Origin of the sequence: Janthinobacterium sp. PLB04, from assembly GCF_021165895.1 — a bacterium.
GTDB classification, from domain to species: domain Bacteria; phylum Pseudomonadota; class Gammaproteobacteria; order Burkholderiales; family Burkholderiaceae_D; genus Janthinobacterium; species Janthinobacterium lividum.
Genome location: NZ_CP088968.1, coordinates 3,870,361 through 3,885,192, shown reverse-complemented (window position 1 = coordinate 3,885,192; position 14,832 = coordinate 3,870,361). Strand labels below are relative to the sequence as shown.

At 65.8% G+C, this 14,832-nt stretch carries 13 protein-coding genes; 8 read left to right on the top strand and 5 right to left on the bottom strand.

Annotation, left to right across the window (positions count from 1 at the left end; translation table 11 throughout):
• Positions 1-30 precede the first annotated feature (30 nt).
• The 4 genes from blaOXA to LSO07_RS17240 all read left to right on the top strand — a co-directional run bounded on the left by blaOXA (position 31) and on the right by LSO07_RS17240 (position 5,356).
• A complete protein-coding gene (gene blaOXA / locus LSO07_RS17255) occupies positions 31-849 on the top strand; it encodes a class D beta-lactamase (protein WP_151095837.1) in 819 nt (272 codons plus the stop codon).
• Positions 846-1,241, top strand: coding sequence for a hypothetical protein (locus tag LSO07_RS17250; RefSeq protein ID WP_151095834.1), 396 nt, complete (start codon positions 846-848; stop codon positions 1,239-1,241). The genes blaOXA and LSO07_RS17250 overlap by 4 nt, the downstream gene beginning before the upstream one ends.
• Before the next feature lie 73 nt (positions 1,242-1,314).
• Positions 1,315-3,774 (top strand): penicillin-binding protein 1A, encoded by a 2,460-nt coding sequence (locus LSO07_RS17245; RefSeq protein ID WP_151095831.1) that lies wholly within the window; start codon positions 1,315-1,317, stop codon positions 3,772-3,774.
• 40 nt (positions 3,775-3,814) lie between these two features.
• The gene (locus LSO07_RS17240) at positions 3,815-5,356 is read left to right on the top strand and encodes a cryptochrome/photolyase family protein (protein WP_151095828.1); all 1,542 of its coding nucleotides are present in this window, start codon (positions 3,815-3,817) and stop codon (positions 5,354-5,356) included.
• Between the two features lie 27 nt (positions 5,357-5,383).
• Here the strand turns inward: LSO07_RS17240 and LSO07_RS17235 are convergent, their stop codons facing one another.
• The 4 genes from LSO07_RS17235 to LSO07_RS17220 form a co-directional block, all read right to left on the bottom strand.
• Entirely contained in the window at positions 5,384-6,118 is a 735-nt protein-coding gene (locus LSO07_RS17235; RefSeq protein WP_151095825.1) for a hypothetical protein, read from the bottom strand.
• Positions 6,118-6,690 carry a hypothetical protein gene (locus LSO07_RS17230; protein WP_151095822.1) on the bottom strand — a complete coding sequence of 191 codons (573 nt, stop codon included), beginning with the start codon at positions 6,688-6,690 and terminating at the stop codon, positions 6,118-6,120. Before LSO07_RS17230 ends, LSO07_RS17235 begins: the two co-directional genes overlap by 1 nt.
• A 78-nt stretch (positions 6,691-6,768) precedes the next feature.
• Positions 6,769-7,056, bottom strand: a complete 288-nt coding sequence (locus LSO07_RS17225) for a putative quinol monooxygenase (protein WP_070256952.1) — start codon at positions 7,054-7,056, stop codon at positions 6,769-6,771.
• 108 nt (positions 7,057-7,164) lie between these two features.
• Complete coding sequence (locus LSO07_RS17220; protein ID WP_070256953.1) at positions 7,165-7,737, bottom strand: FMN-dependent NADH-azoreductase; 573 nt, start codon at positions 7,735-7,737, stop codon at positions 7,165-7,167.
• Between the two features lie 162 nt (positions 7,738-7,899).
• Between LSO07_RS17220 and LSO07_RS17215 the strand changes: the two genes are divergently transcribed.
• Entirely contained in the window at positions 7,900-8,295 is a 396-nt protein-coding gene (locus LSO07_RS17215) for a winged helix-turn-helix transcriptional regulator (protein WP_070280625.1), read from the top strand.
• Between the two features lie 14 nt (positions 8,296-8,309).
• Here the strand turns inward: LSO07_RS17215 and LSO07_RS17210 are convergent, their stop codons facing one another.
• Positions 8,310-9,785 carry an efflux transporter outer membrane subunit gene (locus LSO07_RS17210; RefSeq protein WP_151095819.1) on the bottom strand — a complete coding sequence of 492 codons (1,476 nt, stop codon included), beginning with the start codon at positions 9,783-9,785 and terminating at the stop codon, positions 8,310-8,312.
• A 92-nt stretch (positions 9,786-9,877) separates the two neighbouring features.
• Between LSO07_RS17210 and LSO07_RS17205 the strand changes: the two genes are divergently transcribed.
• The 3 genes from LSO07_RS17205 to LSO07_RS17195 all read left to right on the top strand — a co-directional run bounded on the left by LSO07_RS17205 (position 9,878) and on the right by LSO07_RS17195 (position 14,765).
• Positions 9,878-10,498 carry a TetR/AcrR family transcriptional regulator gene (locus LSO07_RS17205; protein ID WP_070256955.1) on the top strand — a complete coding sequence of 207 codons (621 nt, stop codon included), beginning with the start codon at positions 9,878-9,880 and terminating at the stop codon, positions 10,496-10,498.
• An 83-nt stretch (positions 10,499-10,581) separates the two neighbouring features.
• Entirely contained in the window at positions 10,582-11,688 is a 1,107-nt protein-coding gene (locus LSO07_RS17200; RefSeq protein ID WP_151095816.1) for an efflux RND transporter periplasmic adaptor subunit, read from the top strand.
• Positions 11,685-14,765, top strand: a complete 3,081-nt coding sequence (locus LSO07_RS17195) for an efflux RND transporter permease subunit (protein WP_151095813.1) — start codon at positions 11,685-11,687, stop codon at positions 14,763-14,765. Before LSO07_RS17200 ends, LSO07_RS17195 begins: the two co-directional genes overlap by 4 nt.
• Positions 14,766-14,832 lie beyond the last annotated feature (67 nt).

Here is a 14,832-nt window from a genome sequence, read left to right as displayed (position 1 = left end):
TTTGTCCTTCTCCCCCAACCCCGGAGGCTCATGAAATATCGCGCATTGTTCCCGTTCATCCTCGGCCTGGCAGGCGCCATTCCGGCCGCCTCGCAAGCCCAGGCCGCCACCATTTGCACCGCCATGGCCGACGCCAAGACGGGCGCCGTCCTGCTGCAAGAGGGTAATTGCCTCGACCGCGTCACCCCCGCATCCACGTTCAAGATCGCGCTCAGCCTGATGGGCTATGACGCCGGCTTCCTCAAGGACGAGCACAAGCCCAGCTTGCCGTACCGCCAGGGCTACGTGGACTGGGGCGGAGAAGCCTGGCGCCAGGATACGGACCCGTCGCGCTGGATGCAGTATTCCGTCGTCTGGTATTCGCAGCAGATCACGCAGGCGCTGGGCGCCGAACGCTTCCAGAAATACGCCAAGGCTTTGCGCTATGGCAACGCAGACGTCTCGGGCGACCCGGGCAAGGACAACAGCCTGGAACGTTCGTGGATCAGCTCTTCGCTGAAAATCTCTCCGCTGGAACAGCTGGGTTTCTTGCGCAAGCTGGTCAATTATCAACTGCCCGTGACGAAGCAGGCGATGGAAGCAACCCAGCGCCTGACCCGCCTGGCAGACGTGGACGGCTGGCAAGTGCATGGCAAGACGGGCGCCGCTTTCCCGCGCAAGGTAGACGGCAGCTTCGACGAAGCACATGGCTACGGCTGGTTCGTGGGCTGGGCCAGCAAGGGCGAGCGCAGCATCGTCTTTGCGCGCCTGGTGCAGGACGAGCAGAAAGGCCAGCAGTCTGCGGGCTTGCGCACGCGCGAAGCCATGCTGAAAGAATTGCCGGCCCTGCTGGAGCAGGCGCAGAAGTGACGGCCAGCATCGTCGCCGCCACCTTCATCGCGACCGAGGGCGAGTACCTGGAAGCCGTCATCGAGGTGGGCGGCCAGCGCCTGCACGTGATGGACGAGTTCGGTGGCGGGCAGATGGCCGCCGGCGCGCACGTCCAGCTCGAACTGTGGCCCATGCCCGGCGAGATGGATGACTGGGACGCCATCTTCCGCGCCAACCCGGGTGAAGAAAAACGCCTGCAGCGCCTCGATGGCTGGCGCTACCTGGCGTTGGGCGTCGTGACCCAGGTCGATCCCGTCATCTGCGACTGCGGCCTGTTGCAGCTGGAAAACCCGTTTACGACGCATGACGCGCGCTGCATTGGCGCCTATGTCGGCATCACCCTGGCCCGCCTGGATGCTTGCCTGCCGTAAATTCCGGCCCGCTTTGTTGCCCGCCCTATATACTTGCTGAAACGGATTTTCCGGCATCAGACAAGGTACAGGCATGGCATCAGGCATGGAGCAGTTTCAGGAAAAAGCACGGCAGGCATTCATATGGGCGCGCGCGCAGGCATGGCGCGTGGCGCGTGCGGGGTGGGCAAGGGCGGTGGCGCTGTACCGGCGCGGCCGCGCGCATTTGATGACCTTGCCGCCCGTGCGGCGCGCGCTGGTGCTGGCCTTATGGTCTTTCCTGGCCGTGCTGGCGCTGCTGACTGCATACATGCTGCTGCTGATTCCCCTGACACCGAGCATCCACGACTTGCGCCAGGCGCGCGCGGCCGCGCCGAGCACCATGGTCAGCGCGGATGGGCAGGAATTGGCCCGCTTCGACCAGGGCTTGCAGGAACGCGTCACCTTGAAACAGATTTCGCCGAACGTGATCAGCGCGCTGATCTCGACGGAAGATCACCGTTTCTACGACCACCACGGCATCGACTTCACGCGCACGGCGGGCGCCATCCTGCATACAGCGGGAGGCAATCCCCAGGGCGGTTCCACCATCACGCAGCAGCTGGCGCGCAATATGTTCCCCGAGGAAATCGGCCGCTCGCGCAACCTGAACCGCAAGCTGAAGGAACTGATCACGGCCCTCAAGATCGAGGCCACCTACAGCAAGACGGAAATCCTGGAAGCGTACCTGAACACCGTACCCTTCCTGTACAACACCTACGGCATCGAGATGGCGGCCCGCACCTACTTCGACAAGCCCGCCTCGCGCCTTGATATCCTGGAAAGCGCCACCCTGGTCGGCATGCTCAAGGGGACGAATTACTACAATCCGGTCGGCAATCCCGAACGCTCGCTGCAACGCCGCAACGTGGTGCTGGGGCAGATGCGCAAGCATGACGTCATCGACGAGGCGCGCTACAAACAGTTGATCAAACGCCCGCTGCGCCTGCATTTCGAGCGCCAGAGCGAACGGGCGCAATCGGATAGCCATTTCACGGCCTATGTGCGCAAGTGGCTGATCCAGTGGGCCGACGAGAACGACTACAACCTGGAACTCGATGCCCTCGTGGTGCACACCACGCTCGACTACGACTTGCAGCAGGCGGCCGAGCGCGCCGTCGAACGCCAGGCGAATGCCTTGCAGGCGATTGCCGACGTGGAATGGAGCCGCCCGGGCGTGCCGTCGTCCACCTCGACAGGCATGTACGCGGGCATGCAGGGCGGCAGCGTGCCGTTCGATTATTTCTGGAAATCGCATCCGGCCCTGCTGGACGCCTTCGTGCGCGAGTCGGGCGACTACCGCAAGCTGACGGCCGCCGGCGGCACGCCGGACGACGCGCTGGCGCAACTGAAAGGCGACCGCGCCTTCATGGCGGCCCTGCGCAAGTCGAAGACGCGCCTGGAAGCGGGCTTTACGGCCATGGATCCGGCCACGGGCGCCGTGCGTGCCTGGGTGGGCAGCCGCGACTTTGCGCGCGAACAGTTCGACCATGTGTCGCAGGCGGCGCGCCAGCCCGGCTCCACCTTCAAGCTCATCGTGTATGGCGCCGCGCTGGAAAAGGGCTTGAGTCCCGAGCACGTCTACCGCGACGCCGTGATGGATATCAAGGCGGCCGACGGCACGATATGGCGCCCGACGGACATGAGCGGCACCACGGGGCGCGACATGACCATGCGCGACGGCCTCGTCTACTCGAAAAACACCATCACGGCGCAGGTGATGCAGGACGTTGGCTTGCCGCCCATCATCAAATTGGCGCGCGCGCTCGGTATCCGCGACAGCAAGCTGGAAAAAGTGCCGTCGCTGGCGCTGGGCACCAGTCCCGTCACCTTGCTGGAAATGGTCAACGCCTACGCCAGCATCGCGGCCCAGGGCGAAGCCCGCCTGCCGTTTGTCGTCACGCACATCACCGACCGCGAAGGCAAGGTCATCGCCCGCTTCGGCGAAGACAAGCCCAAGCGCGCCATGCAGGCAGCATCGGCGTCTATCCTGACGGACATGATGCGCGGCGTCATCGACCGTGGCACGGGCACGGCCATCCGCAGCCGCTTCGGTATCCGCTCCGACGTGGCCGGCAAGAGCGGCACCACGCAAAACAATGCGGATGGCTGGTTTATCCTGATGCACCCGGAACTGGTGGGCGGTGCCTGGGTCGGTTTCAATGACGCGCGGGTCACCATGCGCAGCAATTACTGGGGCCAGGGCGGCCACAACGCCGTGCTGGTGGTGGGCGACTTCTTCAAGACGGCGCTCGACACGGGCAAGCTGTCGCGCGACGCCATCTTCCCCGGCGGCAAGCCGCCACCGCCGCTGCGCCATGTGGAGCCGCTCGAGGAGCCCGAGGATGAACCGGTGGAAGAACCCGGCGATTTGCTGCAAGAGGGCGCACCGCCGGCGCCGCTGGCCATGCCGGCCGAAGGCGACGGCGGACAGGAATCGCATGGCAAGGCGGTGCAGGAGCCGGCGCCAGCCCCGGCACCGCAGCCCGCTCCAGTGCCGGCGCCGCAAGGATAGTCGCCGAGTCCATGGCGAATGCAACCATTAAAAGATAACCATGACCTCAGCGAAGCCCACACTGCGCCTGATACTCGGTGACCAGCTCAATGCGCAGCATCGCTGGTTCACCGAAGTCGATGGCGCCACCATCTATGTCTTGATGGAAGTGCGGCAAGAAACCGATTATGTGCTGCATCATGCGCAGAAAATCCTGGCGATCTTCGCCGCCATGCGTGACATGGCGCGCCAGCTGCGCCAGCTCGGCCACACCGTGCATTACATCGCCATCGACGACATGGAAAGCACGCGGTCGATACCGGAGAATATCGAGGCGCTGATTCGTCACTATGACGCTTGCGCCTTCGAATACCAGGCACCCGACGAGTGGCGCCTCGACCAGCAGCTGTACCAGTCAGGACGCCGCTCGGGCATTCCATGGCTGATGGTCGACAGCGACCATTTCTATACGGCCCGCCATGAGGCTGCCGATATTTTCGCCGGACGCAAGCAATGGCTGATGGAGTTTTTCTACCGCCAGATGCGCAGTAAGCATCAGGTGCTGATGGAAGACGCGAAAAAGCCCGTCGGCGGCCAGTGGAACTTCGACCACGATAACCGTAAACCCTGGCGCGGCACGCCCGCCGAGCCGCAGGATGCGCGCACCGTACATGACCATTCACGGCTATGGCAAAGCATCGTCGCCGCAGGCGTGAAGAGCTTCGGTGCGCCGCATGCCGACCGGCTGGCGTGGGCGCTGAACCGGGGTGAGGCGCTGCAGCAGCTCGATGCCTTCATCGAGCGGGCCTTGCCGCACTTTGGCGACTTCCAGGATGCGATGAGCGTCAAGGCATGGCGCTTGTTTCATTCCCTGCTGTCGTTCGCGCTGAACGTGAAAATGCTCAATCCGCGCGAAGTCGTCGCCAGGGCGCAAGCGGCTTATCAGGCGGGCCATGCGCCGTTGGCCGCAGTCGAGGGTTTTATCCGCCAGATACTGGGTTGGCGCGAATATGTGCGCGGCGTCTACTGGGCCCATATGCCCGGGTATGCCGAGAAGAATTTCTTCGGCCATGCGCGCCCGCTGCCGTCCTGGTTCTGGGATGGCAAGACAAAGATGCATTGCCTGTCGCAGGCGATTACCCAGTCGCTGGAACAGGCCCATGCGCATCATATCCAGCGCCTGATGGTGATCGGCAATTTCGCGCTGTTGGCCGGCCTCGATCCGGCCAGGGTGCATGGCTGGTACCTGGGAATTTATATCGATGCCTTCGAGTGGGTGGAACTGCCCAACACCGTCGGCATGAGCCAATTCGCCGATGGCGGGTTGCTGGCCACCAAGCCGTATGTCTCCAGCGCCGCGTATATCGACCGCATGGGTGATTATTGCAAAGGCTGCCATTACGATAAAAAGGCGCGCATCGGCGAGCGCGCCTGCCCATTCAATGCCCTGTACTGGGATTTTTTCCATCGCAACGCGGATACATTGGAACGCAATCCCCGCATCGGCATGGCGTATCGCCAGCTGGAGAAGATGGATGAGGCGACGGTCGCCGCTTTCCGGCAGCAGGCCGCCACGATGCTGGCCAGGCTCGATTCCCTATAGCGCCGGGCAAGTTGGTCCGGGACACCCTTAGACGGTATTGCGCCTCAAGCCCGCTTCCCGCACGAACACTTGCAGCGCCGGCATGGTTTGCCGGTGCAGCGCTTCCAGTTCCGCTTGCAGCGCGGGCCGAATGGCGAGGCTGCCGTCGGCCTGGCGGTGCACGGGCAGGCCCAGTGCCTGCGCCATTTCCACCGGGTAATTCGTGAAGTCTCCGTACGGGCGCTTGCCGTCGACGGACGGGGTGGGCCAGTAGCCTTCGCCCAGGTAATCTTCCGCCGCCATGCCCAGCATTTCCAGCGACATCCACGACTGCTGGCGCAGCAGTTGCAGGTGCCGGGTGGTAAACGTGAACGGCGCCTTGCCGTTGGCATAGCTGCCCGGCTTCAGCCTGGCCATCTGCACGAAGTGGGGCAGCAGCAGTGCCGCTTCCATCAGGCGCTGCGCGGCCAGCGCCGCATCCTTGCTGGCGATGGCTTGCATGGCCAGTTCCAGGGTGTCTCCTTTGCCCAGTGGGTAGGCCGGGTTGAGCATGGGCGCGCCGCTTTCCACGGGCGACCAGCCGATGTTGAAACGCCGTATCAACGCCAGGTGGTGCACATTGAGCACCTTGGGCAGCGGAGCGTCGAGGGTGGCCAGGATGCGCTGGCGCACGGCGCGGGGCAGGCCGCCGCCGTCGGCTGCGCGCGCGAGCATGGGCGAACATAGCAGGGCGCCGGCGAGGCGCAGCAGCTGGCGCCGCAGGGGCTGGATCAGGCGCGACATCACGGCGCCGTCAAGTCCTGGCGCTGGAATTCGATGCGGTTTTCCTGGTAGTCCCACTTGGTGTAGGGGCCGAACACGCGCCGGTTTTCCTTGCTGTCGGCATTTGACAGCTCGCGTTTCATGCGCCGTACCAAAGCGGGATCCGTGAGGGGCGCCGTGGTGGCGGCGAAGACGTCATGCCGCACGCTTTGCTTGGCATCGGCGCCGCGCGAAATGATGGTGAGCTTGCGCGAGGCCGGGTCGAAGTACAGGCGCATGGCGAAGGTATTCATGTCTTGCAGGTACAGGCCGTCGTCGCGCTGCTGGGCATAAAAATAGTCGCCGCAGACGGCCTTCGGCTCGCGTTTCCATTCGCAGGACAGGGCGATCAGCAGATGCCGGTCATCGAGTTGCTTGACCGAAATGCGTCCTTTGGAATAGCCCCAGGTGCTGGCCGGCACGGTCGCCGACGAGGCAAGATTGTATTCGCCCACCAGCTTGGCCAGGGGGAGGGGAGATTGCGCCGATGCGCTGATGCAGAGCGTCAAGGCGGCTGCCGCTGCGGCGCCGCGTATCTTGGTAAATGGTGTCATGATGGCCATAAAGAAAAGTTGCCATATTATAGATGGCAACTTTTCAATCTGGCCACGCGCTAGCGCAGCGCGCCGGCCTTACTTCAGCTTGCTCAATTCCGCCACGTCGATCTTGACGGCCTTGCCCTCGGTGGCGGCCACCAGGGTCAGGAAGTGGGGTGTCGCATAGTGCGCCGTCAGGGCCGCCTTGTCGGCCCATTCTTCCAGCATGATGAAGCGCGTGGGAATCTTGTTGTCGAGGTGCAGTTCGTAGCGCAGGCAGCCGCTTTCCGCGCGGCTGGGCGGCACGACGGCTTCCAGGGCGGCGCGCACGGCGTCGATATGGTCGGCTTGGGCATCGATGGTGGCGACGACGATCAGGGTCATGGTGGTCCTTGTGGTTGGGGTTCCAGCAGCTTAGCGCATCTGGCGCCTCCTTGCCGGCCGGCCACCATGGAGCTGCGCCGCAACGGCTTGCGGTGCAGCTGGCACTCCTTAGGCCGCTTGCAGTGCGCCGATCTGCTCGAAGGCGCCCGTCAATGCCTGCGCCCTGGCCGCGTCGCTGACCTTGACGCCTTCGGCGCGCACGATCTCGATCTGCGTGACGCCGAGGAAGCCGAGGAAGGCGCGCAGATGGCTTTCCTGGTGTTCCAGGGCCGCCATCGGCGTGTCGGCGCCGTAATAGCCGCCGCGCGTCGAGGCGATGATCACGCGCTTGCTGCCCAACAAACCTTCGGGGCCGTTGGCGCCATATTGGAACGTCTTGCCGGGCACGGCCAGCGCATCGAGCCACGACTTGAGCTGGCTGGGGATGGCAAAGTTGTACATGGGCGCGCCGATGACGATGACGTCGGCGGCCAGCACTTGCTCCAGCGCGCCGGCCAGCACTGCGCCGTCGGCGGCGCTGGGGGCTGCCGTAAATTGCGGCAACGGTTGCGCGGCCAGGTCGCGGTACTGGGCGGTGGCGCCAGGCGCGGCCGCTTGCAGGCGGGCGACGATGGCGGCGGACAATTGGCGGCTGATGGAATGCTCGCCGAGGATGCTCGAATCGATATGCAGGATGTTCATGTGAGCCTTCTTGGGTGGTATGATCGGGTGGTATGTTTTTGTAACCGAGTTAAATATAGTGACTATCAAATGAACGCACAAGAAGGCACTTTTTCCACACTGGGGCACACGGATGTGACTATTGGCGACGCCGCCGCGCAAGGGGCGGAGCTGGAACGGCGCATGCGCGACGAAGGCGGCCATGCGGGCGTGGCTGCTTCCTGCCGCCCGATCACGGACATCCTCACGCGCGTGGGCGACAAATGGAGCGTGATGGTGGTGATATTGCTCGGCAATGGCACCAAGCGCTTCAACGAGATGCGCCGCCTGATCGGCGGCATCTCCCAGCGCATGCTGACGCTGACCCTGCGCGGGCTCGAGCGCGACGGCCTGGTGACGCGCACCGTGTTCCCCACCGTGCCGCCGCGCGTCGACTACGCCTTGACGGACCTGGGCCGCTCGCTGCTGATCCCCATCAGCGCACTGGGTGCCTGGGCCCATGGCCACCGCGACGCCATCGATGCGGCGCGGCTGGCGTTTGATGCCAAGGCAGCGAAGCAGTTGCCAGCCGACGATTAAGCCAGCTCGATGATTTACCTGGCTGCCATCGCTTCTGTTGCGGCCTGCGGTGCCTGCCAGCCGCCGCCCAGCGCCCGGTAAGTGGCGACAGCAGCGCGCGCCGATGCCGTTTGCGCCTGCGCGCGCGCGTCCGCTGCGCGCAGCAGCCTCGTGTCGGCTTGCAACACATCGAGCCGGCTGACCACGCCTTTTTCGTAGGCTGCCAGCGCGGCGGCGCGGGCGCGCTCAAACGCTTGCACGCTTTGCGCCAGCAGTGCGGCCTGTTCTTCGTGGCGCAGCAGTGCCGAGCAGGCGTTTTCCACGTCTTCGGCGGCATGCAGCGCAGCGAGCCGGTAGGCCGCCAGCAGCTCGGCTTCCCGGCCACGGGAAGCCTCGATCTGCGCATCGATGCGGCCGAAATCGAACAGGCGCCAGCGCAGGCCCAGCATGGCTGCGGCCTGACCGGAGCCGCTGCCGAACAGGGCGCCGCCGGACGTGGCGCTGCCAAACAGGGCACCCAGGCTCAGTTTCGGGTAATACTCGGCGACGGCCGCGCCGGTGCGTGCGCTGGCCGCGACCAGTCGCCGTTCGGCGGCGATCAGGTCGGGCCGGCGCCGCAGCAGTTCGCCCGGCACACCATCGGCCGTGATACGCGGCGCGCGCGCCGTTACCCCTGCCGCGGCCATTTCATCGCCGTAGGTGCCGGGTGCGGCGCCCAGAATCACATCGAGCGCATGCAGCGCCACCTCGCGCGCCGTGTCCAGGCCGGGCACGACGGCGCGCGCTTGCGCCAGCGACGCTTCGGCTTGCCGCAGCGCCGGCTCGTTTACCAATCCCTTGTCATATAGCAGCGTGGCGAGCTCCAGCAGCGCCGCCTCCGTGTCGACCTGCCGGCGCGCCAGGTCGAGCCGCGCCTGCAATCCCTGGATGGACAGGTACAGGTCGGCCGTTTGCGCCGCCACGGCCAGCCGCGTGGCAGCCCATCCCGCCTCGCTGGCTTCGTAATCGGCGCGCGCCGCTTCGCGTTCGCGGCGCAGGCCGCCGAACAGGTCGAGCTCCCACGACGCCTGCAGGTTCAATTCGCGCGCGCTACCGGCGCGATCATGGCCTGGCGTCGCATCCAGGACCTGGCCCAGCGGCGTCTGCACCGATTGGTAGGCGCGCGCCGCCTGGCCGCCAAGGCTGGCCGACGGCAGCAGCGCTGCGTCGGCCGCACCGGTGGCGGCGCGCGCTTGCCTGACCCTGGCCTGCGCTTGCGCCAGGTCGAGGTTTTGTGCCAGCGCCACCGTCACCAGATGGGTCAGGCGCGGATCGCCGAAGGCCGTCCACCACTGCCGCAATTCGGCAGCGTTGGCAGTGTCGGCACCCGCGCGCGCGCCGAGCGCCGCCCGGTTCAGATACTGCGCCGCTTGCGGTAGCTCGGGCCGGCGGTAATCGGCACCGGCGGTGCAGCCAGCGGCCAGGCTGGCGGCGAACAGCAGAGAGGGGAGGCGCAGGCGCGGCAATGACATGGGGTCTTCCAGTTCAAAAGAGAATAATGTGTGACTATAATACAAATTGGTCACTTATTGTGCATTCTGGCGCGGCGCGTTAAGCTGTCGCCATGAATTCCACTACACCCGATACACCAAGCCCTGCGCGCGGCCCCGCCGGCCACGACGTGCGCGACCAGATCGTTGCCGCCGCCACTGACTACTTCAGCCGCTACGGCTATGAAAAGACGACTGTCTCCGACCTGGCCAGGGCGATCGGCTTTTCCAAGGCCTATATCTATAAGTTTTTCGAATCCAAGCAGGCCATCGGCGAGCATATCTGCGCCAGCTGCCTGCGCCAGATCGAAACCGAGGTAAGAAGCGCGGTCGCGGCGGCCGAGCGGCCGCCAGAGCAGCTGCGGCGCATGTTCAGGGCCAGCGTCGAGGCCAGCTTGCGGCTGTTTTTCCAGGACCGCAAGCTGTACGATATCGCCGCCTCGGCCGCCACCGAGCGCTGGCCAGCCGTGCAGGCCTACGAGCTGGCGATGGGCGCCTTGCTGCAGGATATCTTGCAGCAAGGGCGCCAGACCGGCGACTTCGAGCGCAAGACGCCGCTCGACGAGACGGCCAGCGCGATCTATCTGGTGATGCGCCCCTACGTCAATCCCTTGCTGTTGCAACACAGCGTCGACAGCAGCGAAACGGCGGTGGTGCAACTGTCCAGTCTGGTATTGCGCAGCCTGTCGCCATAACCTTCCAGTCATATTGTGACCATTGACTTATTTGGTCACTGGTACCAGAATGAGAACCCTCATCACTCGTTCATGGGATTCTTATGCGCTGGCGCCGCCTCGCTTCATCTGTAGTCATCTCCACCTTGCCCCTGGCTTTGAGCGCCTGTGCCGACAAGGCGCAGGCCGATCCGCGCACCGCCACGCCGCTGGTGCGCGCTGTCGCGGTGCAGGGCGCCGAACCGGGCGCGCGCAGCTTTACGGGCGTGGTCGCGCCGCGCGTGCAGAGCGATCTCGGTTTTCGCGTTTCCGGCAAGGTGCGCGAACGGCTGGTCGACGCCGGCCAGTCCGTGCGCCGCGGCCAGCCGTTGATGCGCCTCGACGCCGACGACTTGCAGCTGCTGGCGCAGGCGCGGCAGGAGTCCGTGACGGCCGACCGCGCCCGCGCGCGCCAGGCGGCGGACGAAGAAGCGCGCTATCGCGACTTGCGCGGTACCGGCGCCATTTCGGCATCCAACTACGACCAGGTGAGGGCGGCGGCTGACGCGGCCGGCGCCCAGCTCAAGGCGTCCGAAGCCCAGGCCGGGGTGGCGCGCAATGCGCTGCATTATGCGGTGCTGCTGGCCGACGCCGACGGCGTCGTGATGGATACCCTGGCCGAACCGGGCCAGGTGGTGGCGGCCGGGCAGGTGGTGGTGCGCCTGGCCCATGACGGCCGGCGCGAAGCGGCGATCCAACTGCCGGAAACCGTGCGCCCCGCGCTCGGCTCCACCGGCCAGGCTACCTTGTTCGGCCGGCCGGGCGCCAGCGTGCCGGCCACCTTGCGCCAGCTGTCGCAGACGGCGGACCGGCAAACGCGGACCTTCGAGGCGCGCTATGTGCTCGACGCGGCGCTGTCAAGCGCGCCGCTGGGCGCCACCGTCACCTTGCGCCTGCCCGGTGCGCAAACGGCCGGCGGCACCGTGCAAGTGCCGCTGGCGGCCCTGTACGATGGGGGCAAGGGGCAGGGCGTGTGGGTCATCGGCGGTGTGCCGGCCCAAGTCACCTGGCGGCCCGTGAAGGTGCAGGGGCTGCACGATGACGGCGCCGACGTCAGTGGCCTGAAGGCGGGCGAGCGCATCGTCGCGCTGGGCGCCCATCTGCTGCATCAGGGCGAACGGGTCAGGGTCGAGCAGGCGCCAATGGCCGCTGGCGCCGGAGCGCGTCCATGAGCGCGGCCGGCTTCAACCTGTCGTCGCTGGCCGTGCGCGAGCGTTCCGTCACCCTGTTCCTGATTTGCCTCATTTCGCTGGCCGGCCTGCTGTCGTTCTTCAAGCTGGGGCGCGCGGAAGATCCGGCCTTCACGGTCAAGGTGATGACCATCGTCACGGCCTGGCCAGGTGCCAGCGCGCGCGAAATGCAGGACCAGGTGGCCGACAAGATCGAAAAGCGCCTGCAGGAGCTGCGCTGGTATGACCGGGCGGAGACCTACACCACGCCAGGCCTGGCCTTCACGACACTGACCCTGCTCGACGGCACGCCGCCCGAGCAGGTGCAGGCCGAGTTTTACCAGGCGCGCAAGAAGGCCGGCGACGAGGCTTCCAATTTGCCGGCCGGCGTGATCGGTCCCATGATCAATGACGAATACGCCGACGTCACCTTTGCCCTGTATGCACTGAAAGCCAAAGGCGAGCCGCAGCGCCTGCTGGTGCGCGAGGCGGAAACCTTGCGCCAGCGGCTGCTGCATGTGCCTGGCGTCAAAAAGGTCAATATCATCGGCGAACAGGCCGAACGCATCTACGTGGAGTTTTCTCAGGAGCGCCTGGCCACCCTGGGCGTGCGGGCACAAGACGTGTTCGCCGCGCTGAACGGCCAGAATGCCTTGAGCCCGGCCGGCTCGGTGGAAACGCGCGGGCCGCAGGTATTCATCCGCCTCGAGGGCGCGCTCGATGCGCTGCAAAAGATCCGCGATACGCCCGTGGTGGCGCAGGGGCGCACCTTGACCCTGTCCGATATCGCCACCGTGCGCCGTGGCCAGGAAGAGCCGGCCAGCTTCATGGTGCGCAATGGCGGCGAGCCGGCGCTGCTGCTGGGCGTGGTCATGCGCGACGGCTGGAACGGGCTGGACCTGGGCAAGGCGCTGGAAGGGGAAGTGACGGCCATCGGCGCCGCCATGCCGCTGGGCATGAGCCTGGCCAAGGTCACCGACCAGGCCGTCAATATCGGCGCGGCGGTCGACGAATTCATGCTCAAGTTCCTCGCCGCGCTGCTGGTGGTGATGCTGGTGTGCTTTATCAGCATGGGCTGGCGGGTCGGCATCGTGGTGGCCGCCGCCGTGCCGCTGACCCTGGCGGTGGTATTCATCGTGATGGCGGCGACCGGCAAGAACTTTGACCGCATCACCCTCGGTTCCCTGATCCTGGGCCTCGGCCTGCTGGTGGACGACGCCATCATCGCCATCGAAATGATGGTCGTGAAAATGGAGGAGGGCTACAGCCGCATTGCCGCCTCCGCCTACGCCTGGAGCCACACGGCCGCGCCCATGCTGGCGGGCACCCTGGTCACGGCCGTGGGCTTCATGCCCAATGGCTTTGCCCGCTCCAGCGCCGGTGAATACACCAGCAATATGTTCTGGATCGTCGGCATCGCCCTGATCGCCTCGTGGGTGGTGGCGGTGGTGTTCACGCCCTACCTGGGCGTGAAGCTGCTGCCCGAGCTCAAACAGGTCGCCGGCGGCCACGAAGGCCTGTATGACACGCCGCGCTACCACCGCTTTCGCCGGCTGCTGGGGCGCGTGATCGCCCGGAAATGGCTGGTGTTCGGCACAGTGATCGGGCTGTTCGTGCTGGCCGTGCTGGGCATGGCCATCGTCAAGAAGCAGTTTTTTCCGATCTCGGACCGTCCTGAAGTACTGATCGAAGTACAACTGCCGTACGGCAGCGCGATCGGGCAGACCAGCGGCGCGGCGGCCAGGGTCGAAGCGTGGCTGGCGGGCCAGCCCGAGGCGAAGATCGTCACGGCCTATGTCGGCCAGGGCGCGCCGCGCTTTTACCTGGCGATGGGCCCGGAATTGCCCGACCCGTCGTTTGCCAAGATCGTCGTGCGCACAGACAGCCAGCACGCGCGCGACGCCCTGAAGCAGCGCCTGCGCGTGGCCGTGGCCGCCGGGCTGGCACCCGAGGCCAGGGTACGCGTCACGCAACTGGTGTTCGGCCCGTATTCGCCATTTCCCGTCGCCTATCGGGTCAGCGGCCCCGATCCTGCGGTGTTGCGCGGCATTGCCGGCGAGGTGCAGCGCGTGATGCAGGCCAGTCCCATGATGCGCACCGTCAATACCGACTGGGGCACGCGCACGCCGACCCTGTATTTCAGCCTGCAGCAGGAGCGCTTGCAGGCGATGGGCCTGACGTCCGGCGCCGTGGCACAGCAACTGCAGTTCTTGCTCAGCGGCATGCCAGTCACCGCCGTGCGCGAAGATATCCGCACGGTGCAGGTGGTGGCGCGCGCGGCCGGCGACGTGCGGCTGGATCCGGCGCGCATCGCCGACCTGACCCTGGCCGGCGCGAATGGCGAACGCATCGCGCTGTCGCAGGTGGGGACAGTGGAGGTGCGCTCGGAAGAACCCGTGATGCGCCGGCGCGACCGCCAGCCGACCATCACCGTGCGCGGCGACATCGCCGACGGCCTGCAGCCGCCGGACGTTTCGGGCGCCATTTCGACCCGGCTGCAAGCCGTCATCGACAAGTTGCCAGCTGGCTACCGCATCGAGCAGGCTGGCTCCATCGAGGAATCGGCCAAGGCAATGCAAGCCATGCTGCCGCTGTTTCCCATCATGCTGGCGCTGACCCTGCTGATGATTATCTTGCAGGTGCGTTCGATCTCGGCGATGGTCATGGTGCTCCTCACCAGTCCCCTGGGCCTGATCGGCGTGGTGCCCACCTTGCTGCTGTTCCAGCAGCCGTTCGGCATCAATGCGCTGGTCGGCCTGATCGCGCTGTCGGGCATTTTGATGCGCAATACCCTGATCCTGATCGGCCAGATCCACCAGAACGAGGCGGCCGGCCTGGCGCCGTTCGATGCCGTGGTTGAAGCGACCGTGCAGCGCGCGCGTCCCGTGATCCTCACGGCACTGGCGGCCATCCTGGCGTTTATCCCGCTGACCCATTCGGTTTTCTGGGGCACCTTGGCCTACACCCTGATCGGCGGTACGTTTGCCGGCACGGTATTGACCCTGGTGTTCCTGCCCGCCATGTATGCGATCTGGTTCCGGATACGGCCGCAGGTAAAGGTGGGGGCGCAGCCAGCTTGAAACAGCGGGCCGGAGACGCGGGCCTGAGAAAATGCCGATGGCGGCGTTGCAGCTTCCTTGCCGTACA

Excerpts from the sequence above, each read along its gene's own strand:
- blaOXA (WP_151095837.1), top strand. The coding sequence starts at position 31 with ATGAAATATCGCGCATTGTTCCCGTTCATCCTCGGCCTGGCAGGCGCC.
- LSO07_RS17245 (WP_151095831.1), top strand. The coding sequence starts at position 1,315 with ATGGCATCAGGCATGGAGCAGTTTCAGGAAAAAGCACGGCAGGCATTC.
- LSO07_RS17240 (WP_151095828.1), top strand. The coding sequence starts at position 3,815 with ATGACCTCAGCGAAGCCCACACTGCGCCTGATACTCGGTGACCAGCTC.
- LSO07_RS17235 (WP_151095825.1), bottom strand. The coding sequence starts at position 6,118 with ATGTCGCGCCTGATCCAGCCCCTGCGGCGCCAGCTGCTGCGCCTCGCC.
- LSO07_RS17230 (WP_151095822.1), bottom strand. The coding sequence starts at position 6,690 with ATGACACCATTTACCAAGATACGCGGCGCCGCAGCGGCAGCCGCCTTG.
- LSO07_RS17225 (WP_070256952.1), bottom strand. The coding sequence starts at position 7,056 with ATGACCCTGATCGTCGTCGCCACCATCGATGCCCAAGCCGACCATATC.
- LSO07_RS17220 (WP_070256953.1), bottom strand. The coding sequence starts at position 7,737 with ATGAACATCCTGCATATCGATTCGAGCATCCTCGGCGAGCATTCCATC.
- LSO07_RS17215 (WP_070280625.1), top strand. The coding sequence starts at position 7,900 with ATGCGCGACGAAGGCGGCCATGCGGGCGTGGCTGCTTCCTGCCGCCCG.
- LSO07_RS17210 (WP_151095819.1), bottom strand. The coding sequence starts at position 9,785 with ATGTCATTGCCGCGCCTGCGCCTCCCCTCTCTGCTGTTCGCCGCCAGC.
- LSO07_RS17205 (WP_070256955.1), top strand. The coding sequence starts at position 9,878 with ATGAATTCCACTACACCCGATACACCAAGCCCTGCGCGCGGCCCCGCC.
- LSO07_RS17200 (WP_151095816.1), top strand. The coding sequence starts at position 10,582 with ATGCGCTGGCGCCGCCTCGCTTCATCTGTAGTCATCTCCACCTTGCCC.
- LSO07_RS17195 (WP_151095813.1), top strand. The coding sequence starts at position 11,685 with ATGAGCGCGGCCGGCTTCAACCTGTCGTCGCTGGCCGTGCGCGAGCGT.